General features: G+C 42.0%; 19 protein-coding genes. 6 read left to right on the forward strand and 13 right to left on the reverse strand.

The window, feature by feature from the left end; all coding sequences use genetic code 11:
- Positions 1-15 precede the first annotated feature (15 nt).
- Positions 16-1,116, forward strand: coding sequence for a TlpA disulfide reductase family protein (locus H6A61_RS05820; RefSeq protein WP_204391974.1), 1,101 nt, complete (start codon positions 16-18; stop codon positions 1,114-1,116).
- A gap of 56 nt (positions 1,117-1,172) precedes the next feature.
- Here H6A61_RS05820 and H6A61_RS05825 read toward each other — a convergent pair whose 3' ends face one another.
- Positions 1,173-1,574 carry a DUF1573 domain-containing protein gene (locus H6A61_RS05825; protein ID WP_154042927.1) on the reverse strand — a complete coding sequence of 134 codons (402 nt, stop codon included), beginning with the start codon at positions 1,572-1,574 and terminating at the stop codon, positions 1,173-1,175.
- A 105-nt stretch (positions 1,575-1,679) separates the two neighbouring features.
- Complete coding sequence (locus tag H6A61_RS05830; protein WP_204392079.1) at positions 1,680-3,896, reverse strand: RelA/SpoT family protein; 2,217 nt, start codon at positions 3,894-3,896, stop codon at positions 1,680-1,682.
- Between the two features lie 129 nt (positions 3,897-4,025).
- On the opposite strand from H6A61_RS05830, the gene H6A61_RS05835 reads away from it, so the two are divergent.
- Positions 4,026-5,546, forward strand: coding sequence for a DUF4301 family protein (locus H6A61_RS05835; protein WP_204391976.1), 1,521 nt, complete (start codon positions 4,026-4,028; stop codon positions 5,544-5,546).
- A 71-nt stretch (positions 5,547-5,617) separates the two neighbouring features.
- On the opposite strand, the gene H6A61_RS05840 is transcribed toward H6A61_RS05835, so the two are convergent.
- Positions 5,618-6,118: a GNAT family N-acetyltransferase gene (locus H6A61_RS05840; RefSeq protein WP_154042925.1), complete on the reverse strand. Its 501-nt coding sequence runs from the start codon at positions 6,116-6,118 to the stop codon at positions 5,618-5,620.
- A 169-nt stretch (positions 6,119-6,287) separates the two neighbouring features.
- On the opposite strand from H6A61_RS05840, the gene H6A61_RS05845 reads away from it, so the two are divergent.
- The 3 genes from H6A61_RS05845 (at position 6,288) to purT (ending at position 8,962) form a co-directional block, all read left to right on the forward strand.
- Positions 6,288-6,635 carry a PadR family transcriptional regulator gene (locus H6A61_RS05845; protein ID WP_204392081.1) on the forward strand — a complete coding sequence of 116 codons (348 nt, stop codon included), beginning with the start codon at positions 6,288-6,290 and terminating at the stop codon, positions 6,633-6,635.
- A complete protein-coding gene (locus tag H6A61_RS05850) occupies positions 6,632-7,705 on the forward strand; it encodes a PspC domain-containing protein (RefSeq protein WP_204391978.1) in 1,074 nt (357 codons plus the stop codon). The genes H6A61_RS05845 and H6A61_RS05850 overlap by 4 nt, the downstream gene beginning before the upstream one ends.
- 87 nt (positions 7,706-7,792) lie before the next feature.
- Entirely contained in the window at positions 7,793-8,962 is a 1,170-nt protein-coding gene (gene purT, locus H6A61_RS05855; protein WP_204391980.1) for a formate-dependent phosphoribosylglycinamide formyltransferase, read from the forward strand.
- 825 nt (positions 8,963-9,787) lie between these two features.
- Here purT and ccsA read toward each other — a convergent pair.
- The 4 genes from ccsA to H6A61_RS05875 form a co-directional block, all read right to left on the reverse strand.
- Positions 9,788-11,992, reverse strand: a complete 2,205-nt coding sequence (ccsA, locus tag H6A61_RS05860) for a cytochrome c biogenesis protein CcsA (protein WP_204391989.1) — start codon at positions 11,990-11,992, stop codon at positions 9,788-9,790.
- A 72-nt stretch (positions 11,993-12,064) separates the two neighbouring features.
- Complete coding sequence (locus tag H6A61_RS05865) at positions 12,065-13,741, reverse strand: di-heme oxidoredictase family protein (RefSeq protein WP_204391991.1); 1,677 nt, start codon at positions 13,739-13,741, stop codon at positions 12,065-12,067.
- Positions 13,742-13,857: 116 nt separating this feature from the next.
- Complete coding sequence (locus H6A61_RS05870) at positions 13,858-15,048, reverse strand: imelysin family protein (protein ID WP_204391992.1); 1,191 nt, start codon at positions 15,046-15,048, stop codon at positions 13,858-13,860.
- 39 nt (positions 15,049-15,087) lie between these two features.
- Positions 15,088-16,380 (reverse strand): hypothetical protein, encoded by a 1,293-nt coding sequence (locus tag H6A61_RS05875; protein WP_204391994.1) that lies wholly within the window; start codon positions 16,378-16,380, stop codon positions 15,088-15,090.
- 200 nt (positions 16,381-16,580) lie between these two features.
- Here H6A61_RS05875 and H6A61_RS05880 point away from each other — a divergent pair, with 200 nt between their 5' ends.
- Positions 16,581-17,165, forward strand: coding sequence for an HdeD family acid-resistance protein (locus H6A61_RS05880; RefSeq protein ID WP_204391996.1), 585 nt, complete (start codon positions 16,581-16,583; stop codon positions 17,163-17,165).
- 45 nt (positions 17,166-17,210) lie between these two features.
- Here the strand turns inward: H6A61_RS05880 and H6A61_RS05885 are convergent, their stop codons facing one another.
- The 6 genes from H6A61_RS05885 to H6A61_RS05910 form a co-directional block, all read right to left on the reverse strand.
- On the reverse strand, positions 17,211-18,062 hold the full coding sequence (locus H6A61_RS05885; RefSeq protein WP_154042917.1) for a helix-turn-helix domain-containing protein: 852 nt from the start codon (positions 18,060-18,062) through the stop codon (positions 17,211-17,213).
- A 190-nt stretch (positions 18,063-18,252) separates the two neighbouring features.
- Positions 18,253-18,936: an MIP family channel protein gene (locus H6A61_RS05890; protein WP_204391998.1), complete on the reverse strand. Its 684-nt coding sequence runs from the start codon at positions 18,934-18,936 to the stop codon at positions 18,253-18,255.
- A 107-nt stretch (positions 18,937-19,043) separates the two neighbouring features.
- Positions 19,044-19,832, reverse strand: coding sequence for a zinc transporter ZupT (gene zupT, locus H6A61_RS05895; protein ID WP_154042915.1), 789 nt, complete (start codon positions 19,830-19,832; stop codon positions 19,044-19,046).
- Between the two features lie 86 nt (positions 19,833-19,918).
- On the reverse strand, positions 19,919-21,523 hold the full coding sequence (locus H6A61_RS05900) for an MFS transporter (protein WP_204392000.1): 1,605 nt from the start codon (positions 21,521-21,523) through the stop codon (positions 19,919-19,921).
- The gene (locus H6A61_RS05905; RefSeq protein ID WP_154042913.1) at positions 21,520-22,587 is read right to left on the reverse strand and encodes an HlyD family secretion protein; all 1,068 of its coding nucleotides are present in this window, start codon (positions 22,585-22,587) and stop codon (positions 21,520-21,522) included. Before H6A61_RS05905 ends, H6A61_RS05900 begins: the two co-directional genes overlap by 4 nt.
- A gap of 4 nt (positions 22,588-22,591) precedes the next feature.
- A complete protein-coding gene (locus H6A61_RS05910; RefSeq protein ID WP_430746785.1) occupies positions 22,592-23,869 on the reverse strand; it encodes a TolC family protein in 1,278 nt (425 codons plus the stop codon).
- Positions 23,870-23,877: the final 8 nt, after the last annotated feature.

Genomic DNA, 23,877 nt, shown 5'->3' on the forward strand with positions numbered 1-23,877 from the left:
ATATTAAAAATAAAAATGAAAAAAGGATTACTATTTGCTGCAGTTGGTGTAATGGCATTGGCTGCTTGCCAGGAGAAAGGTGGTTATACTATCAATGGTACCATAGACGGTGCAAAGGATGGTGACTATGTTTACATGCGTTATTATGATGGAAGAGAAGCCTTCACTTTGGATTCTGCCATAGTCAAGAACGGTAAGTTTGAATTCAAGGGAATGCCTGATTCAGTATTTGCACCTAAGTTTATAATATATGGTGATGAAACTCAGGACATCAATGCAACAGTATTTATTGAAGATGGAGCAATCAAGGTAGATATGGCTAAAGGCAATTCAAAAGTTTCCGGAACTCCGTCCAATGATGCTTTTGCAGCCTTTATAGAAAAGTATTCAGGTTTTGAAAACCAGATGAATACTATTGCTACTACTTTCCGTACAGATACTACTCTTACAGATGTACAGAGAGATTCTTTGATTAAGGTATATGATAAGGTATCCGAAGAATGCATGGATTATGTTTATGCACAGACAGAAGCAAATATCAATAATGCTGTAGGTGCTTATATGTTGCAGTCTAACGGTTTCTCTTTCGAAGTGGAAAAGACAAAAGCTTTGTTGGATAAACTGCCTCAGAAATTCATGTCATCTTCTTCTATGTCTCGTTTGAAAGAATATGTTGACAATGCAATGAATACAGTAGTAGGAAAGAAATACATTGATTTCTCTATGAATACTCCTGAAGGAGAGACTGTAAAACTTTCTGACTTTGTGAGCAAGAACAAATATACACTTATAGACTTCTGGGCTAGCTGGTGCGGACCTTGCCGTCAGGAAATGCCTAACGTTGTTGCTGCTTATAAAGAGTTCAAGTCTAAAGGTTTCGGTATCGTAGGTGTATCTCTTGATAAGGATGCCGACAAATGGAAACAGGCTATCAAGGATCTGAATATCACATGGCCACAGATGTCAGACCTTAAGGCTTGGCAGTGTGAAGGTGCTGCATTATATGGTGTACGTGCTATCCCGGCAACAGTTCTTGTTGATCAGGAAGGAAACATCATAGCAAGAGATTTACGTGGCGAAGACATTGCTGCAAAACTCGGTGAACTTTTGAAATAATTCATTCTTATATAAAAAAACGAAGAGGCTGTTGTCAGTCTCTTCGTTTTTTTATGCTATTTTGTGTCAGCTGCTGCAGGCATCATATCACCTTTTATAATCAGACGTGTGATTTCAGATTTTCCGTTTGTGCGTAGTGTAATGGTTTTCTGAAATCTGCCGGGAAATTTTCCCGCGCCGTTGTAAGTCACTGTAATTTCACCGCTTTCACCCGGTTTGATAGGTTCCTTTGGATACTGTGGTACCGTGCATCCGCATGTCGCTATAGCCTGATGAATGACCAGAGGACCGTCGCCTACATTAGTGAATTTGAAAGTACATGTCACTTTAGGACTGTTTTCCGAGAAACTGCCAAAATCGTGTGTCGTTGTCTCAAACTTTATTTCTGCTGTACCGGCAGCCATTACCATGATTATGCCCATGAAGAACATAACTGTGGTAAGAATAAACTTCTTCATACTTGTTCTACTTTTATAATTCTTCTTGCGAATTTAGTTTATAATCTAATTTATAAATGCTTTTAATCACCAAAATTAACAGAATATTGCTGTAACAGATTGATTTTAACCTCGGTTCACCTGTTTTACACCTTTTACTGTCCTTAGTTTTTTTATCAGTGCTTCCAGTTTTGATGTATCGTCCACCATTACCGTAAGCATTCCCGAGAACAATCCGTCGTGCGAATCTACACTGATTGATCTTAAAAGTATATCGTTCTCCTTGTTGATGATAGACGTGATGTTTGTAACAATACCTATGTCGTCATGTCCTACTATACGCAGCGTAATAGGATATTGTTTGCCCTGACTCTTGCCTGCCCATCTGGCGCGTACTATACGGTACGGAAATCTGGCCTTCATCTCTGGAGCATTAGGACAGTCGCAGCGGTGTATCTTTATACCTCCTGAGATAGTGACAAATCCGAACACATCGTCTCCATAGATAGGATTACAGCATTTTGCCAGATTAAAATCAATACCTTTCAGGTTCTGGTCTATCACCAGCACGTCGTCTTTGAAGTAGTCTTTGGCTTCTGCGTTCTGTTGCAGATTATATGCCTCGGCACTTCTGTATATCACTTCTTCGCGTTGTTCCGTCTCGCGCTTTTGCATCTCCACGTATTTGTCGATAATCGTATTTATATCGCTGCTCTCGTCGGATATGCTCTTGTAGAAATCGGTTACGCTCTTGAAGCCCATTTTTTTGATAAGTCGCATCAGTATGGACTCGTCATATTCAATTTTCTTGTTTTTGAATTTGCGTTCAAGCGTTTCCTTGGCAAACTGTGTTTGTCGTGCCGCTATTTCTTTTAGTGCCTGTCGTATTTTTGTCCTGGCTTTTGATGTAGTTACAAAGTTCAGCCAGTCTTGCTTCGGCACCTGAGTGTTGGAGGTCATGATTTCCACCTGATCTCCACTATTCAGAATCTGTTTCAGCTGGACATTCTTTCCGTTCACCCTTGCACCTATACACTTGCTTCCCAGGTTCGTGTGAATGGTAAAGGCAAAGTCCAGGACTGTTGCTCCTTGAGGAAGTTTGTAGAGGTCACCTTTCGGTGTAAAAACAAACACTTCATCCTTATAAAGGTCGAGCTTGAACTGATCCATGGCCTCGATATCGCTGTCGGCATTTTCCAGTGTCTCGCGTATGGAGTTAAGCCATTCGTCAAGCCCTGTCTCACCTTTAATGCCTTTGTATCTCCAGTGTGCAGCCAGACCTTTCTCGGCTATTTCATCCATCCTTTCAGTACGTATCTGTACTTCCACCCATTTGCCTTCAGGGCCCATCACTGTGATGTGAAGCGATTCGTATCCGTTGCTTTTAGGCACCGACAGCCAGTCGCGCAGACGTTTCGGGTTAGGCAGATACATGTCGGTAACAATCGAATATGCCTGCCAGCATTCCTGTTTTTCTTTTTCCAGTTCAGAGTCCAGGATTATTCTTATTGCAAACAGGTCGTAAACACCTTCGAAAGGGCAACCCTGTTTTTTCATCTTCTGATATATCGAGTGTATTGACTTTGTTCTTCCTTTCATGTGGAATTTCAGTCCTGCATCCTCCAGCTTCTTCTTGATAGGCTCGATAAAGGCGTCAATATATCTGTCGCGCGCTTGTTTTGTGGCGTTCAGCTTTTCTTTTATATGATAATAAATGTCATGCTGCGTATATTTCAGTGACAAGTCCTCCAGCTCGGATTTTAACTTGTACAATCCTAGCTTGTGTGCTAAAGGAGCATACAGATATGCCGCTTCATTCGAAACCATGATTCTGGCTTCATCGTTTTCTGAGTCCTTAATCTGTCGCATCAGGTTTACCCTGTCTGCAATGATTATAAGAATAACCCTCATGTCTTCTGCGAATGAGAGCAGAAGATTTCTGAAGTTTTCCGATTCTATAGTCGGACTTTTGGCATAAAGTTCATTTATTTTTACAAGACCTTTGATTATGCCTGCTACGTCTTCTCCGTATTCGTTTTTTACTTCATCAAGAGTGCAAAGATTGTATTTCACAGATTCGTGAAGCATTATACCCAGTATGGAGGCACGGCGCATACCTATCTCTTCAGCTACGATGACGGCTGTCTGCATGTCTTTTATTATCGGATTCATTCCAAATGCATTTCTTGGAATACCTCCGTTCTTCATCACCTTGATAAGATGCGATTTTATCTTTCTGCAATCATCCTTTTGTAGAGTATCTTTTGATAGCCTTAGTAGTTTTTTATATAATGTAAAGAGTAATTCCTTTTCATTACTGTTAAAAAAAGCTGTTTCTTCCATGACTTTATCCTTTTTCTTGTGTGTAAAGGTAGTTTTTTTCTTCATTATATTAGTTATATTTCGCCCTTTTTTATAATTTTGAGCAGATTTCTATACTATTGAACGAATTCATTACTTAATTTATACAATATGTTAACACAAGAAGACAAAGATTTATTGGCTAAGAAAGGCATCTCCGAACAACAGATTGCCGAACAGTTAGCTTGTTTCGAAAAAGGTTTCCCTTTTCTAAAATTATTTGCAGCTGCATCAGTAGAAAACCGTGGTATAATGCTTGCGGGTGAAGAAGCACAGAAAACATATCTTGCAGCTTGGGACGCATATAAGGAAGGCGATAAGAAAATAGTCAAGTTTGTACCTGCGTCTGGTGCTGCCAGCCGTATGTTCAAGAATATGTTCGAATTCCTTGGCGCAGACTATGATGTTCCTACAACCGATTTCGAAAAGAAATTCTTTAACAATATCAAGAATTTTGCTTTTTATGCCGACCTTGATGCTGCTTGCGTAAAGAACAACGGTAAAGGTATTGAAGCTTTGATTTCAGAAGGCAATTATAAAGCTGTTGTTGCAAATCTTCTGGAATCTGCCGGCTTGAACTACGGAGCATTGCCAAAAGGTCTGCTTAAATTCCATAAATATGAAGACGGCGTTCGTACTCCGCTCGAAGAGCATCTTGTAGAAGGAGCTTTGTATGCTGCCGGAAAGAGTGGGGAAGTGAATGTACATTTCACTGTATCTACAGAACATCGTGAACTGTTTGCAAAACTTGTAGATGAAAAGGTCGCTCAGTACGCTGCTAAATATGGTGTAAAATACAACATCAGTTTCTCTGAACAGAAACCAAGCACAGATACAGTTGCTGTAGATATGGAGAACAAGCCATTCCGCGACAACGGCAAACTTTTGTTCCGTCCGGGCGGTCACGGCGCATTGATAGAAAACCTGAATGACCTTGATGCAGATATAGTATTTATCAAGAATATAGATAATGTTGTTCCTGACAGACTGAAGGGTGATACAGTAACTTATAAGAAGTTGCTTGCCGGAGTTCTTGTAACACTTCAGAAACAGGCTTTCGAATATCTTCAGCTACTTGACAGCGGTCATTATCGTCATGATGAATTGGAAAATATCATCCGTTTCGTTCAGCAGCAGCTCCATTGCCGCAAGGATGATATAAAGGATATGGAAGATGCCGACCTGGTAATTTACCTGCGTAAGAAACTTAACCGTCCTATGCGTGTTTGCGGTATGGTTAAGAATGTGGGCGAACCTGGTGGTGGTCCGTTCTTGGCTTATAATCCTGACGGAACAGTTTCATTGCAGATTTTGGAAAGTTCACAGATTGACATGAACGATCCTGAAAAGAAAGCAATGTTCGAAAAGGGTACACACTTCAATCCGGTTGACCTGGTTTGTGCCGTTCGCGACTATAAGGGCAACAAGTTCAATCTTGTGAATTATGTTGACAAGGCTACAGGATTTATTTCATATAAATCAAAAGGCGGCAAGGAACTTAAGGCACTTGAACTTCCGGGATTGTGGAATGGCTCAATGAGTGACTGGAACACTATCTTCGTTGAAGTTCCTTTGAGCACATTCAATCCGGTTAAGACTGTAAATGACTTGCTGAGAGAACAGCACCAGTAATTTTGAGGAATTATAATAAATAAAATATGCATGCAGAGTGGCATTTCCCACTGTCTGCATGCATATTTTTTTTATTCCACATCAATCGCCATTATATAATCATTCATATAGTAACCTCCTCCAATGTCGAAATCACCTTCCGAAACTTTTTTCATTCCCATATGAAGATAAAATCCCAGAGCCGGATTGTGGCGGTTCACGTTCAGCTCCATTCTGCATGGTTTCCTGTTTATTTCTTTTACTGCTTCCTTGGCTTTGCAGAACAGTTGTTTTCCTATATGCTCTTTTTGAAATTCAGGCAAGACATAGATTTTCTGCAGATGAAACAGGTCTTCGCCTTCCTTCTGTATTGACACATATCCGGCAGGCCTGTTGTCCGAGTATGCCAGATAGTAGATATGTCCTTCTTCCGTCATCTGTTTTAAAAGATTTTCAGGCGAATACATCCAGTCCATCATGTAGTCAATCTGTTCTTTTGTCAGGATATCCTTGTAAGTTGCGGGAAATGCTATCCATGCCAACTCGTTTATCAGCTTGATATCCTCTGTAGTAGCTTTTCTAATGTCAGTCATATATTCTTGTTTTTAGTTGTACTCTCGCAAAAATACGTTTTTATCGGGCTGATTGTAACCGGACTTTAGTTAATTGTATTAAAAATAGTAAAATATCAGGTACTTTGTAATGCAAGGTAATCTAATTATACATATATTTGTGCCATACAAACAAAGTAATAATAAAATCATGAATGTAGATAATGTAAAATCCCAGATGCGAAAGGGTATGCTTGAGTACTGCATTCTCCTGTTGTTGCACAGAGAACCGTCTTATGCATCGGATATAATCCAAAAACTGAAAGATGCAAAGCTTATAGTAGTTGAGGGTACGCTTTATCCCTTACTTACCAGACTGAAGAATGATGGTCTCCTTTCGTATGAGTGGGTTGAATCAACTCAGGGACCACCACGCAAATACTACAAACTTACCTCTGATGGAGAGGGGGTATTATCTGAGTTGGAAACGGCGTGGGATGAACTCTCCAATACGGTAAATCATTTAAGGAACGAACTTTTAACAATTGAATCAAAATGAAAAAGACATTGACAGTTAATTTAGGTGGCACGGTTTATCATATAGATGAAGATGCATATGTATTATTGGACAATTATCTGAATAATCTGAAATATCATTTCCGTAGTGAGACCGATGCTGATGAAATAGTAAGGGACATGGAAAACCGTATAGCTGAACTGTTTTCCGAATATATCTCTCATGGTCAGCAAGTCATCACTATAGAGAATGTGGAGGAAGTGATAGCCCGCATGGGACGACCGGAGGAAATCAATACAGATGATGAGTCTAATGAAAATACTCAGGATTATCGTAACAATACAAACGGTGATGACACAGTGAAACGTCGTCTTTTCAGAAATCCCGATGATAAAGTCCTTGGTGGTGTAGTTTCAGGACTTGCCGCATATTTTGGATGGGATGTGGCATGGACGCGAATCTTGTTTTTAGTCTGTGCTATATTGTTGCATGGGTTCATTTTGGTATATATCATAGCATGGATTATAATACCAGTGGCACATACCGCTACAGAGAAACTTCAGATGAAAGGCGAGCCGGTGAATATGGAGAATATAGGGAAAACTGTGACAGACGGTTTTGAAAAGATGAATGATTATGTCCATTCCGAGAAGCCACGTACATTTATTGAAAAATTGGGAAATATATTTTTCTCGGTATTAGGCTTCATCGTAAAGTTGGTATTTGTCATATTGGCTATATGCTGTGCTCCTGTAGTGATAGTAGTCTTAATAGTGCTTTTTGCATTGCTTATGGCTGCTACCGGAGTGTTGGTCAGTGTTCCGGCATTTTTCTATGAGGCATTACCTTACATCAACTGGGATATGGTTGGAACATCTGCCGGTGTGGCTGTCACTATGGTTGTTTGCGGATTGTTGCTGATAGGAATACCGGTAGTTGGTCTTATCCATCTTATACTTCACATTACAGGTAAGAAAGAGCCTATGTCCACTTCCATGAAAGTTGTTATGATCTTGTTGTGGATAGTTGCAGCTTCTGTAAGTATAGTGTTGGTTTCACAGGCGCCGTTCATAATTCACCCGACTCATTTTCTGTTCCACAGAATATTGTAATTCATAAGTATAATATTTTCGGAAAAATGTTATCTTTGCAGACATAATGTTATCTTTGTAGATATATAGACAAAAACTCTTATAATTATGACTAAAAAAATACTTTTGCTTGGCTCCGGAGAATTGGGAAAGGAGTTTGTAATTGCCGCCAAGAGATTGGGACAGTATGTGATTGCATGTGATTCTTATGCCGGTGCACCCGCAATGCAGGTTGCCGACGCGTGTGAGGTGTTCAGTATGCTTGATGGCGATGCGCTTGACAAGGTTGTAGCAAAATATCGCCCTGACATTATTGTACCTGAAATTGAGGCTATTCGTACAGAACGTCTTTTCCATCTGGAGAAAGAAGGTATTCAGGTTGTTCCAAGTGCAAGAGCCGTGAACTTTACTATGAATCGTAAGGAGATACGTGACCTTGCTGCAAAAGAACTGGGACTGAAAACAGCCAAATATTTCTATGCAAAATCATACGAAGAACTTAAAGAGGCTGCCGAGAAGATAGGTTATCCTTGTGTTATCAAACCATTGATGTCTTCTTCAGGAAAAGGACAGTCTGTAGCCAAAGGTCCTGAGGATCTTCAGTATTCATGGGATTATGGATGCAGCGGAAGCCGTGGCGACATCAAGGAACTCATTGTAGAAGAGTTCATCAAGTTCGACAGCGAGATTACGCTTCTTACAGTTACTCAGAAGAACGGTCCTACATTGTTCTGCCCTCCTATAGGCCATGTACAGAAGGGAGGCGACTATCGCGAAAGCTTCCAGCCGGCACGTATCGCTCCAGGACATTTGGCTGAGGCACAGCAGATGGCTGCAAAAGTAACTGAAGCCCTTACCGGTTACGGACTTTGGGGAGTGGAATTTTTCTTGAGCCATGACAATGGTGTTTATTTCTCAGAACTTTCACCACGTCCTCATGACACAGGTATGGTGACATTGGCAAATACACAGAACCTCAACGAATTCGAACTTCATCTGTATGCTATTCTTGGATTGCCTATACCGGGAATTACTCAGGAACACATAGGTGCAAGTGCGGTAATTCTTTCACCGATAGCAAGCAAGGACGCTCCTCGCTATAAGGGTATAGAGAATGTATGTTCCCAGCCTGACACATACTTGCGTATATTCGGCAAGCCATATACAAAACTTAACCGTCGTATGGGCGTAGTAGTTTGCTATGACAAGGTAGGAGGTGACCTTGATGCACTGCGTGACAAATGTAAGTCGCTTGCAGCAAAAGTGGAAGTATATTGATACGTCTAAACTGAAAATAATCGGAATTTAAATGCGCGCTTAACGCAGAATGAATGTTAGATAAACGCCCGCTGAACACTGGATGAACTCGGTGTACGGCGGGCGTTTCTGTTTTTTATTAAAGTCTTGATATAAGTCCTAAGGTATGGTCAATATGATTGGTTAGTATAATCATATTTAATAGGTATATAATTTGTCCGGTTCTTGGTTGGATAATTTCTATGTGCATAATGATATTATATCCCTATATTATTTATCAAAATGATAATTAATTTATACTTTCCCTGTCTTGTGTATTTCCCTGTTTGGCTTAAATAAAATGAAATGTTAAATTAATTATGGTGTTTACTTGAAAATATAATAAGTAAAAACTGTATGATAGTTAAATATGGCGATACGTTATGAGTCAAATGACATAAAACGGACTGTTATTTCATCAAAAATGGGCGTGTGTTTTCATTAAAATGGTGGCACATCCTATCCAAGACATCAGTACATTTTTTTTTGAAGTGGAATTTGGGCGGAATTTAAGTTGAAATTCACTGTTTTTTCGTTCTATATTCTATCTTTATTTAAACAAAATTTTTTTGTGATTATGATATGTTGGATGCGAATATGCTGATAATTTGATATTTTTATCCTATAAATTAGATTATAAATTCTTTATTAATATGAATGTATCTATCATTATGTATTTGCTTGTACCCGTGAAAATTCGATTTTAGGAAACAGAATAGACATTCCACTGAATTTCCTGATTTAAGAGAGGTTGAAATATCATTTTGACAAAAAGTAATTTTCAGTTATCGTTCATCACCCGTTCACTCACGCATAACTGTGCATACCTCCAAGTATAAAGTTTACCCCGAAATAAGTAATCAGCACCGATATGAAAGCCATTATGCAGAAACGGTGGAAGAACATCGGGCTTTTGAAAGAACGGATAGATTCAGTATGCAGTGCTGCCGAGTAAATCAGCATGGTGATGAGTGCCCATACCTCTTTTGGGTCCCATCCCCAATATCTTCCCCACGACACGTTTGCCCATATCGCTCCGATAAATATTCCGAACACCAGCAGGAATACGGCTGGATAAAGGATTATACGGCTGCTGTTTTCCAGACTGCAAATCTCATTGTCTCTTTTCCCGCTCCTGTGAAGAATTTCGGCAGATATTCCGTTCAGCATCATGATGGCAAACAGGGAGTAAGAAATCATGATGGACATAACATGTATGCTCAGAAGCGGAGATGACAGAACCGGCATAAGCGGTGTTATGGCAGGATTGCTGTCGCCCATCATTGCCACCAGCAGAGCGAGTCCGGAAATCATATATCCTACCGATACGGAATTATTCATATGCCTGTAGAAAATAATGCTGAACAGTATTGATACGACAGACATAATCAGCATAGTCTCAAAACCGTTCGAAACAGGTATGTGGCCGCTTATAATCCATCTCAGCGCAATAATCCCAGACACGTAGCCCAGGGTAGGGAACAGCAGTATAAACAGACAGAGGTTCGTTCCGTTCTTTCTCTTTCCCTTTACCACATTATAAATCTGGAATATGTAGCCGAATATGCCTATTGTAAGGCAGAACATGGCGAGCAGTTTCAGATTGGCAAATGAATTGTATATCCTCTCTGCCTTGAATTCAGTATCCGATGGCAGTGAGTTCCCGGCTTCCTTTTTCTGAAATCCTATGATTTTGTCTGTCAGTTTTTCTGCTCCGCCAAAATCTTTCATTGCCACTTTCTCTGCAATATAGTTCATGCTGTATCTTATGAAAAGCCATTTGTCGCGTTCAATGTCCGATGGCAGATTGTCAGGAATGGAGTACCATGTATATGTACCTTTCTCATTGTCGAATACCGGGTATATCTTCAGAAGATTTCCCGTACATAAAGAGCTTATCAGACTGAATTTCTCCGCTGCCTCTTCCAGTTCGCGGATGCGCTTTATGTCTTTTTCTGTTTTCAGCTGATTGTCTATCTTAAATCCGTTTCTTCCTATAAAGTCGGTCAGTCTGGCATACCTTCCTTCTATGCCCAGTACTTTCTGAACATATTTGCTTTTTATGCGGATAAACGGCTCTTCTTTCCAGTAGTCGTAATAGAAGAAACATCCTGTCAGTACCTGTTCAGCCGACAGCCCTTTATAACTTTTTCCTCCGTATATCTTTTTTGTGAAATCAATGGCAAGGGTTTGCAGTGGAGCAATTCGTCCGTTATGGTTTACGCGTATGTTTCCGAAGACTTCAGCTGTACCTGCAGGGAGAGTAGGTGGAAGTTTGTTTTCGGCAAACGATGATGCAAATGGTATGGACAGTAATATGCATGCTGCAGATATTCTCTTCTTAAAAGCGGATTTCTTTTCAAAGAAGAACAGTATCATTGAAAGAAAGAGTAGTATATATCCCGTGTAAGTGACGGCAATGCCAATCGGGTCGTGGCTTACGTATAGTGTGCTTCCCTTTCCGTCGGCATCATATCCCGACTGGTAGAAACGGTAACCTCTGTGTTTGAATATACGGTTCATCGAGACTGTTCCTTCCGTATCCGAACCGTCGTGTATTGATATTGTGCTAATATAATCCATGGGTGTGGTTGTACCGGAGTAATATTCTGTTCGGAATTCCTTTAGCGAAATGCTGAAGGGAAGTTTGTGTTCCTTTTCGTCTGTCGTCTTGAAACTCTGCTTGGGATTTTCGTCCATTCTGAGATGTATGCTACCTTGCAGTCCTGAGGTATGGGTTATGAATGCACCTGCCAGTATAACGATGAAGGAGGCATGCATACAGAAAGTGATTATCCGTTTATACAGTTTCCGTTTTATAATATAGACTATGCCGGAAATTGCGGCTGCGAACCATAATGCCATGAACAGTGGATTGGAATAGAAATGTCGGCTGGCAAATGATGTGCCGTTTGTTTTTTCTGCTATTGTGGTTGATACCATGATTATTATCAGCAGCGATATTGTGATGACGGTAGTGCGTTTGGAGATTTTCAGCAGTTTGTTGATCATATATAGCGAATGTCTGTTTGAAAGACCGTCCTCCGATGCGTCGATGGGAGGACAGTCTTGTATATTTATATCTTATATCGAATCGATAAACTTTACTATTGCATCTCTGTCTTCTTTTGACAATTCCCTGAATTTCTGTACGGTATAGTATGCGTCACTCTTTTTGTTTCCGTGCCACATAATCGCCTCTATTACGTTTCGTGCGCGGTTGTCATGAAGCCTGTCGGCTGTAGCCGAGCCTGTACATTTCTGGTGAAGTCCTCTTCCCCAAAGCGGAGTTGTCCTGCACCATCCCGTACGGATATCGTTCTCCATGTAAAGCTTGTGCTGAATCATGTCCGAGTAGGGCCATATCTTCTGGTTAGGATATTTAGGAAGGCGGTTGTCGCCTTTGCTGAAAACGCCGTTAGGGTCGTAGAAATTGTCGTCGCCAGTAGTCCATGACGGTTTGTGGCAGTATGTGCAGCCTATCTGTTCGAAGAGTTCTTTACCCTTCAGTACATCCGGGTCGTCAACATTTCTTGCTGCCGGCACTGCAAGACCTCTGTGCCATACCATGAAGTCCACATAGTCATCATCGCTCATTTCCACGTCAAGTTCTTTCGAGGTGAGATAAGCAAGTATTGCAGCCTCGATATCAGCCGGATTTTCGCTTGCCGGATGCCATGTAGGATGATTCTTTTCGGGATCTGCCTGCTCGATATAATCCTTGTATCCGGCCTGTACCTCAGGATCCTTTGCAGAATATTGTGCATATGTTCCTGCTGCGTCAAGGTAGTGGTATCTTCTGTTTGTTCTTGTCACGTTTGTGATATTCCACAGGGCGTTTGTTCCTGCTGCGTCCTGCAGAGGTCCGCGGCTAAGTGCATATGTGAACTTGAACGGATGCTCTTCTTTTACTGTTCCGGGTATAACATCTGTTGGCTTTGAGTTGCTGTACTGTTTCACCCATTCTCCGTTCTTGAAGAATGCCGGGTTTATACCGTTAGGCAATAGTCCGTCGGCTTCCTGTTTGGTATATTCGGCTTTCAGATCTTCGTCCGAAATGGCATCAAGAAGTCCAGTACCGTAGATACCGATAGTTGATTCTATCCTCACATCATAGTCTTCCGGCAGTGTATATCCCTTATTGACTACATAAATTGCTTCTTTAGGTATTTTTACTTCGGGATATTGCAGTTCGTATTTCTCACCATCGGGGAATGTGTTGTTCCATTCGTCTGTATGGTTTTTCCATTCCACAGTTATCTTGCTTTCGTCCAGCGGAGCCTTGAACGGTTCTACGGCATGTGTCTGCGGCATACCGGCAAGCCAGCTTACGTAAGCGTCTGTCTGAGGGTTATAAACTACCAGCAGACATCCGTTTCCTATGCTGTTTGTTTCGAATGTTCCGGTAGGAAGTCTCTTCCCGTGTCCGTATCCTGGGTGGCAGTGTATACACGATGTTCGTATGTACACAGGACCTAGTCCGTTTCTCACTCCGTCATGATTACTCATGAAAGGTTTTTCAAATAGTGCTTCTCCGTTCTTGAACTGGCTGTCCATGCCGGCCTGTTCTACTGCCGGAGTTGGTTGTTCTAAGGCATTAGAGGTTGCCAGAAAAGCTGTGCCTAATTCACCGCCTGTGTAGTACCATTCAGGAAGCTCACCTGGCTGGTTGCCGTTATCCGGTGTGTCGCCGGTATTGTCCTGGCATGCAGTCAGTCCGGCAAATAACGCTGTACTTGCAAGTAAATAAAATTTCTTCATAAGTTAGTTATTTTACATTTAAAGGATGTTTAATACATGTCTATGTTTTGTTAAACAGTGAAAGGTGTATAACACTATGGTTACACACTTTACACTGTAACTGTAAATATTTATTATTAATTTTCATTCAATACGTTTGCTGCTTCACTAAGTGTATTTGATACTTTAGCCACTGCTGCTATGGCATCTTTGGTAGTCTGGCTTGTAGCATTCTTTGCGAATGGTTCAGGAATTTTCTCTATAGATGTTATTGCGGCTGCTATAGCGTCTTTTACAGCTTTATCTTTTTCGGCATTTACCGATGCGATGAAGTCGCTCACGGACTTGTCTCCGTCGTTGCTGCCTTCGTATGCATTTTTGATGCTTCGGATATTATCCGCAAAGTCAACAATAGAGTTGAGACTGTATGGCGATTCGATATAGTTCTTATCCTCTTCGCTACTTCCGTTGGCAGGACGTCCCATTTTCTGTTCAGCCACTTCGTCGGCAATGTCGATGCAGCCTTGAAGGATTTCCTGAGCGGCATCAGTGTAATTGACGTATTTGCTACCGCCTTGACCTGCATTTAGCATGCTTTCTCCGTAATTGAATGTTGGCTCAAGCTCGTTGTCGGTAAGTATAGTCTGTTTTTCTGATGACACATTATCCATGCCTGCCCATGAAGCTTCGAGGCGTACACACTGGAAGCACAGGTCTTCAGCCACAGCCGCCATGTAAATCATCTGGTTTTTGTTTAGTGAATTTACGTCTCTTGCCGATGATTTGTCGCCTGACGCGTTGAGCTGGAAGAGCATATACTCAATGGCATGGAAACCAAGCAGACCGTATCCCAGGTTTGCGCTTACGTATGCACCGCCGCCTTCACCGATGGCATTCATCATGCCCTGGTTGTTAAGCAGCTGTTCCAGTGCCACCTTGTCAAGAGGCCATGAGTCGATATGCGGGTCGATGTTATAATCGGCTGCTGCGCCGAAAAGAAATGCTTCGCTCAGTTCCCAGTATTTTCTTGATTCCTTCCAGTAGTTGCCTGCTTCTGTGATTTTCGCCTGAGCTCCGTCCTTGTCGCTGTCGAACTTGTCTTTCGCTTCATTACATGCATTCATCAGTTTGATTGCCGCATCAGCCATACTCTTGTAGGTGGTGATTACGGTGTTGTTCACGTAGGGAGTAACAGCATCTTTCAGTGTCTGCTCCTTTGCAGACAATTCGCCTGGGTTTTCACCATTGTTTTCATCGCACGATGTCATTGATGTTGCCATGATAGCACTCATTGCTATAAAGGCAGAAGTCTTTAAAATACTTTTCATTTTAGTTGTTGAATTAAAGTTATACATGTTTGTTATTGATTATCTTGTGAAGAATCCTGCGTAGGCTATGCCGAGCGATATGGCAGGTTCGTTATTGTAAATATCTTTCAGAAGTCCTATGGAATATTCCCCCTTGATTACAATCTCTTTCATTGGAAAATAGTTGATACCTGCCGCTATGCGGTTTCTTCCGCAATATTCGTATTTCAGTCCGTTGGTTTTGTGCATTGAGTCATAGTAATCGTATCTTCCGAAGATGTAGAATTTCTGGTTCTTTGCCCTTGTCTTTTCGAACTGAGAGAAAAGGTCGTATCCGGCTTCTATTCCGGCGGCAATGGCATCAGATGCTACTGCCTGTTTGGGAGAAGGGGAGTTGCTGCTCATTCCCATATTGTATTCGCTTATCAGCTGAGCGTCGGACAGGTGGCCATAGTCGAAATTTCCTCTGACTATCCAGTTGTGGTCATTATATCCGAAATCGAATGCCCCTATAGCCACTGTACCTTTCACATTCTTGAACTTCTCTTTCTTGCTTCTGCTCAGAGTGTTGCTGAACGAGTTGCCTACATATCCGCTCACTGAAAGTCGCAGTCCTTTTATCGAGTAATTATCCACTCTGAAAGCTCCTGCCATTGCATTTGCAATCTTGAATTCGTATGGACTTCCGGCTCCCCCCTGAATCCAGTTCATACGGTTGAAACGGTCGGAATCAAGTCCGGGCAGTAACATGGCCTCGTATCTCCATTTTCCTGCCTGTCCCCAAAGACTGATTCCTGTTTCGTGCCATGTACAAGGCATGATGGTGTTTTCACCTTCCGGACGATAAACTCCGAAGAATTCTGTTGGCATATGATGCTGGTTTGTCCCTCCCACAGGTACTATGATATGTCCCATCTTGATATTGAACTCCTTGCAGAAAGATTTCTGAATCCAGAACTGTTCGAGTGCCACCTCGCCTCCGCGTTCTATTTCGCTCTCGTATTCGCCGGCTTCTTCCTCTTCTATTTCTACGGCGCTTTCAGTTCCTCCGTGCTCGAACTCGATTTCACTACCCAACGACCATCCTTTGCCAAAGTCATATCCCACATAGAAAACAACATGTGGAAGGTCAAATCTGCCGTGACTTTCTCCGGTATAGTTTTTCGCATCGGTGTATCTGAGATAGTTGTCACTGAAGAAGTTTCTGCTGTAGGCAGCCTCGCCATATCCTCCGAAGGTAAGTCTGCTTTCTTTCTTTTCTTCTTTCTTGTTTTCTGCACTGTTGTCGGCAAATGCGGCATTGAGTGTAAGGGCCGAGAAAACGGCCGTAAATAAGATTTTTCCAGTTGCCATGATTTTATGTCCGTTTTATAGTTTTTAAGTCATGGCAAAGGTATCCGCTTTTTAAAGTGGCGTCAATACCTATAATTTGGTAAAATTATACTTAAAAATACCTATAAGTAGGTATATGAGGCAATCAAATTGGAGATATTTTTGTTATTTATGCAATAAATACTTAAATTCGTATTGATAATAAAAACAAAAATTTTGTTATGAGAAACTTTAATTACTATGCATTGAGCAGTATATGTGCTCTTATAATAGGCATTCTGTTGGTGGTATGGCCAGGCGAAGCTGTACGCTATCTTGTGATAACAATTGGAGTTCTGTTCCTGCTACCAGGACTTATAGGTGTGTTTGGATATTTTGCAACTGCAAAGCGTAGGGAAGAGGCAGGAATAAAATCGGTATTTCCTGTTGCTGCAGTGGGTAGTGCTTTGCTGGGATTCTGGCTTATGATTATGCCTGACTTTTTCATTACCACACTGATGTATGTACTTGGAGTGTTGTTGGTTTTGGCAGGACTTTCGCAGTTGTTTAATTTCATCTCGGTGCGCAGTATCACCAGAGTGCCGTTCCTGATGTATGTTATTCCTGTGTTGGTGTTATTGGCAGGTATAGTGGTCTTGGCAAATCCGTTCCAGGCAGCGACACTTCCTTTTACGATACTTGGTGTTTCCGCCATAGTCTATTCATTGACTGACCTGATAAGGCTGATCCGCTTCAAGAAAAAAGTAATGAAAGAAGAGGAAAACATAGTCGATATAACTCCGATAGAAGAGATTAAGGATAAATGAAAAAAAGGAAATGCAATGTTGATGAGACATAGCATTTCCTTTTTTTTATAATTCAGTGTTTCTGTATTGCTTAGGCGACATGCCTGTATATCTTTTGAAATATTTTCCGAAGAAAGAGATGTCAGGGAAGTTCAGTGAGTAGGCTATTTCCTGAATCGTCATTTCCGTTGATTTCAGTTTTGCTTTCGCATCATTTATAATGAATGAAGATATGATGTCTGTCAGGGTCTTTCCCGTAATCTTCTTTATTGTAGTACTGAGGTGCTGAGGCGACAGATGCATCTTGTCAGCATAAAAACTTACGTTTCTTTCCGTATGATAGTTCATTACCACAGTTCTGACAAGTTCTTTCACTATTTCCTGGTTTCTGTTATATTGCTGGTTTACACTCTTTCCGTTCTTTATAAGATTTCCAAGTCCCAAAATCAGCTGTGTGAAAGTCAGTGCTGCCTGCTCCTGTGTGACAATGTTGTTCGAAATGTTTTTTGCCTTGATAATTATCCTTAAGTAGCTATACATAAGGTCAAACGCCTTTTTGTCAAGTTGCAAAACAGGCTTTTCGAATATAAAAGGAGTGTATTCTATCGATTTTGAGAATAATGACGAACTCCTTACAAGTTCGGTAGCAAATCCGGCAAAAATGAATTTACAGTCATCACTTTGCTCCAATATCTGAAAATAAAGGTCCGGCAGCAAAATAAGCAATGTCCCTTTTTTCATTGTATATTGTGTGAGATGCACTGTTATTGAACATGTTCCTTGGAAACATAACAGAAACATATATCCCGGAACCTTTGATGGAGTCTTGAACAGATGTTTGATATTTCCCGTAATATCCATTCCTGCCATCAGGTCTATGTTTTGAGGTATATAATCCAGTTTTTCTAAATGTGTCATATTTTATGCTCGTTTCTATATAGAGCAAAATTACTTTATTATATAATAAATCCCAAAAAAAGACCCATTTTTCTTTATTTCTGCCCTTTTATTTTATTGTAAATGTATTTGATAAAGCAAAAAACCCTGTATTATAACAATATTTTTGTTGCAATACAGGGGTGGATTTGATATTAAATGACGGGACTTTTTAACGTTTGCCTCCGCCTATGAATTTCCATACCAGTGAGCTGAATGCCGCACCAACCAACGGTGCTACGATGAACAGCCAGAGCTGGCTAAGTGCCTGTCCGCCTTCCATGATAGCCGGACCTATACTTCTTGCCGGATTGACAGATGTTCCCGTAATAGGAATACATACAATGTGTATCAATGCCAGGGTGAGTCCGATTGCCAGGCCTGCCATGTTTCCGGCGCCTTTTTTCTCGTCAGTAGTGCCCAATACCACTAGGACGAATATAAAAGTGAATACCGCTTCGGCGATGAATGCCTGTGCTGTTTCTCCGTTGTCGAAAGTGTTGGCTCCTGTCATTGTAGGTCCTGCGTGTCCGCCGGTTCCAACCAGTATCGACAGTATCATTGCTCCTATGATGGCTCCGATAATCTGGAACACTATGTACATAAAGGCGTCTTTGGTATCAATCCTGCCACTTATCCATGCTCCGAAAGTGATGGCAGGGTTTATGTGGCATCCGGAAATGTTTCCGATACAATATGCCATAGCTACTACTGATAAGCCGAAAGCTAACGCAACTCCGATAGTTCCTGTTCCTGCACCTACTATGTCGGCTGTACCGCCGGCAAATACTGCACTACCGCATCCAAGCAATACAAGGACCATAGTGCCTAATAGTTCTGCAATGTACTTTCTCATAAACATAAGGTTTTATAGGTTTATGTCTATAAATGTACATATTTTTCTTTGAAAATAGAAATTAAAAGCCTGTTTTAACACAAAATCAGGTATTTGCTTTCTTTATATTATATCAGCAACAGACTTACCGCCATTATTGCCATACCGGAGATTACACCGGTAATTCCCCAATGGTGATGTCCGTACTTTTCTGTGCTTGGCAGCAGCTCATCGAATGATATATATACCATGATTCCTGAAACCAGGGCAAGGAGCAGCGCATTGATTGAAGGGGTCCAGAAGGGGATGAGGAAAAGTATTCCTATCAGTGCACCGATAGGTTCGGCCATTCCCGACAGGAATGAATACCAGAATGCCTTCCTGCGGCTTCCTGTGGAGTGATAGATAGGAACAGATACAGCCACTCCCTCAGGTATGTTATGTATGGCTATTGCAAACACAATAGGTATGGCTATTTCAAGGTCGGTAAGCGCCGATGTAAATGTTGCAAGTCCTTCCGGGAAATTATGTATTCCTATGGCAAGTGCCATCATCACTCCCGTCCGCTTCAGTTTTTTGTCATTGCCTTGCGACGAATGTATCTCATGCGGATTCTCATCTTCAGGAACCAGAAAGTCTATAAGTGCTATAAGCCCTATACCTATGAAAAAGGCCAGGAGCATATATACCGAAGCTTCGCGTTCGCTGTATATTCCGCTGAGCAGATGCACGGATTCCGGCATAAGCTCCATGAATGATACATAAATCATTACTCCTGCCGACAGTCCTAGTGACGCCGACAGAAACCGTGTGTCTGTCTTTTTCGACAGCAATGCTATAAGGCTGCCTATGCCGGTTGACAGTCCGGCTATCAGTGTAAGCCCGAAGGCCAACAGCATGTCGTTGTTGGTTATCATCTTTATTTGGTGTTTAATTATATCCTGCAAATATAATAACCATATATCCCGGAAAAAAGTTTGATGAAATAATAATTTTTTTCACATCACACCATATCTTCACCCGTATGTATTACAGGCACGCGTACAGTCTTATGAAAAGGAATGAAGCGGGATATGACGGCGATAACAAGAGTAACCGCAAACAACCATCCCAGGATGTGTTTCAGAGCCAATAGTGTAGATTGTTGCTGCAGAATATTGTTCATCGTATTTGTCGCCAGTTGTGTGGCCTCGTTTATTCCATATCCTTGTTGCAGATTGCCTGTCAGTGCCGATGAATAGCGTGATGCGGCAAGAGGGTCGGTCAGTGTGATATTCTCGGCCAGCTGCACCATGTATTTTTGCTGTAGCCGGTATAATGTATTGCTGTAGAAAGCCGATGCTATGACAGGTGTAAGTACCGACCGGAAAGTAATCAGGAAAAACGCGTTCGACAGCAGGTATTTGGGTGGAAGATCCTCTACCGCAAAAAGTGCAAATGCTATTATAAGAGTGAGCATTCCCAGACCACGCATGATGAGAGGGAAAAACAGCATCTCGTATGTACTGTCGGGTGAGATGGTGAAATACAGTGACCCGAAGAAAAACGCAAAGCATGCCATGCCTCCGGCTATTAGAAACCTGAAGCGCCATCTTTGCCAGCGGAACCACCAGAAACATATTATGGCACCTGTTATATATCCGGGCAACAGCCATATATAGAGTGTATAGCTGTGCGTATTGTCAACTTTCAGTATGGTGGTGAGATAGCTTGTCATCAGATTAGTCGAAGTACTGAAAAACATTATCAGTATCATATAGAAATATCCCAGTATGGCTTTCCACTGCAATAACGGTTTCAGGCTTACGTATGGCTTGGGCGAATGGAACTGTTCCCATATGAACAGGGCAAGCAGGAACGGCCCGATGGCTATATACAGGCAAATCCTCGACGATGCCATCCAGTCGAGTGTCTTGCCGTATGTTATTACATATATCAGCATCAGTATGCTGGTGGATATTATAAGCATTTCGCGAAGATGCAGTTCGCTCAGCGCTACAGGTTTCGAAGGACGGTCGTGGCGTAGAAATACTATGATGGCAACAATGGCCACCAGCAACAGTATCATCATGAAATAATACATGTATTTCCAGTCGTAATGATATGCCAGGAGTGCTGTTACTACCATTGACAATTGTCCAGCTCCGAAAACCAGAGGATAGAAGTACGCATAGAATTCGCTGCGCACATCATTGGGGCTGAATATGAATTTTATTCTGCGTATGACCCACAGCATGATGAATCCTTTCAGGAACCCGATGACGAAACTTGAGGCTATAAGCAGTTCGATGTTGTTCTGTCGTGCGCAAAACCAGCTCAAAAAGAATTGTAAAGTCAGGTCTGCCAGAAGCAGGGATTTCGATGAGAAGGCGTTCAGAATTTTTGGTACGATGGGGTAGGATATGGCCATTCCTGCCGAAGCGGCATAATATCCTATGGTTATATCCTCGGTATATACGCCCAGGGTGTTCGATACTTCTACTATGCTTCCCGTGTAAGTCCCGTTAAGCATTGCTACAGGCAGTATAATCAGGAATACTGTTATTACTCCTATATAGTCGGGCACCCAGCGGCGTATCGGAATGTCTAATTCGCGTGCAGTCTTCATCGTTTCTTCAATGCTTCGGTTTCAACCATCATACCGGCGCGTAACTGACTCATGCATTCGTCGCTTACGTCGTCAAGATCAATCCTGACAGGTATTCTCTGCTGTACCTTAACGAAATTTCCGGCGGAATTGTCGGTAGGTACAAGTGAATATTTTGAACCTGTGGCTTCGGATATTGCCGTAACATGTCCGTGAAGTATTTTCCCCGGCAGTCCGTCAACCTTTATCCTTACCGGCTGCCCTATGTATATGTTTTCTATCTGAGTCTCACGATAATTGGCAGTAATCCATTTGCCTGACTGTCTGACAATGTATGACAGAACTTGTCCTGCACTTACGTATTGTCCGGGCTCAAGTGTGCGCCGTCCCATGTAACCGGAGTATGGAGCAGTGACTACAGTATATGAAAGGTTCAGGTTTGCCAGATCAAGGGCAGCTTCCGCACGAAGGATACTTGCCTCAGCATTTACCTGTTTTTTGTTTGCCTCGTCATATTGTGATCTTGCCGCTTCTTTTTGGCTTAACAGTGCTGTGTATCTGGCCTGCGCAGCTTCGTAATTGGCTTTAGCCACGTCGTATTGCTGTCGTGGCACGGACTCTTCCTTCAAAAGCCGTTCGTATCTTCTGAAATCCTGTTCAGACTGCCATAACTTAGCTTTGGCTTCCGCTATGTTGGCTTCCTGTTCCGCTATGCGGGTGTGCGATGTCTGTATGCCCGATGTAAGTACATCCTTCGAGCCTTGGGCGTCAAGAAGTGCCGCACGTGCCTCTTTCTGGCGTATCAGATATTCGTTGTTGTCGAGCACTACCAGTGTGTCACCTTCGTTTACGTATTGGTGTTCTTTAAAACGTATCTCGCTTATGTATCCCGACACGCGTATATTTACCGGTGCGATGTATTGATCTACAAATGCGTCATTTGTTATTTCATAACTGAAATATCTCCTGAAATAGTTTACTGTCCATATAAGTCCGGAGACAGCTATTATCAGACATACCGTATTGAGTACGATGTTACGCAGTTTTTGTTTTCTCAAACGTTTGTATTTGTTATAGACAGACATGGCTTTATATATTTCCTATTGCTCGTTGTAGTTCATAATAAGTATAAATCACTCTTGTGCGTGCCGTAGTGAGTTCCAGTTCGGCATTAAGCCGTAGATTGTCGGCATCCAGCAGGTCTGTGAGGATTGCAAGCTGGTTAAGATACCTGTTGTTCATAATCCTGTAATTCTCTTCAGCCTGTTTCACTGACAGCCTCAATGCTTCCACTTGGTTTATCGCCTCGTGGTGTTTCAGCAATGCGGCATTTATGTTAGTGCGGATATGCTGTTTTTGCTGTTCCTCGGCATTCCGGCTCAGCATTACTCCACGGCGCGCTTCGTTCATGCGATGTTTGTATTTGTACAGCGACGACAATGAATAACTGACCGATAATCCTATGTTCCAGTTGTTGTTATACATATCTGCCAAGGTTCTTGAAACCGGTCTTGCCAGAGTGTTTGAAGCCGTGAGTGAAAGTTGAGGCATTTTTTCAGCCTGTACTATTCTGACGTTGTTCTGTGCCAGTTCAGTCTGCTTTTGCAGCACTTGTATGTACGGGTCGGAAAAGAAAGCCTTGTTTACGTAGTCCGTATATGATTCTGTCACGAAATCCTGTCCCAGTAAAGCTGTATCAGGTATCAGCAGCAATGTCTCGTCCAGACCTAGCAGGATGTCCAGCTGCTGTGAAACCAGACGTATGTTGTTTTCTGTTTCCGTAAGCGACAGCCTGTTTTCTGTCAGTTGCATTTCGCTTCTCAGCACATCGTTATTCGTTATCAGACCTTCTTTCTCCATGCGTCGGATGTCTTTCAGTCTTCTTTTTGATTCGTCTATGTTTCTGTTCAGCACCATGCATTGTTTGTACAGACTGAACAGGCTGAGATATTGTTCCAGAAGTGATAATTTAATGTCGGCACAGTTTGTGGCTGTTTGCAGTATTGCCACTTCATGTTCAATGTTTGCCTTGCGGACATTGTATTTTATTCGTCCTCCCTGATATAAAGGTTGTGTGAAGTCGATGGCATAATTCTGTTGCCAGTCCGGTGTCTGCGGACGGCTAGGATTGCTCAGTCCGTTTTGCCACACAATGGGTTGTCCCAGGAAACCTCCCTTTAATCCTATCCCTATGTCGGGGAGTTTTGCCATGTGTGCAGTCTGTGTACGTTCGTATGCCATTTGTTCTTTCAGTCTGTCGGCAGAGAGTTGCAGGCTGTTTTCCGTTCCCAAATCGAATAGTTGTTGCAGCGATATATGCATAGAGTCGGTTTGTGCATGTCCTGTTATTGCATACGCTGTGGTCATCAATAACG

Origin of the sequence: Bacteroides caecigallinarum (assembly GCF_016901995.1) — a bacterium.
Taxonomy (GTDB): domain Bacteria; phylum Bacteroidota; class Bacteroidia; order Bacteroidales; family Bacteroidaceae; genus Phocaeicola; species Phocaeicola cellulolyticus.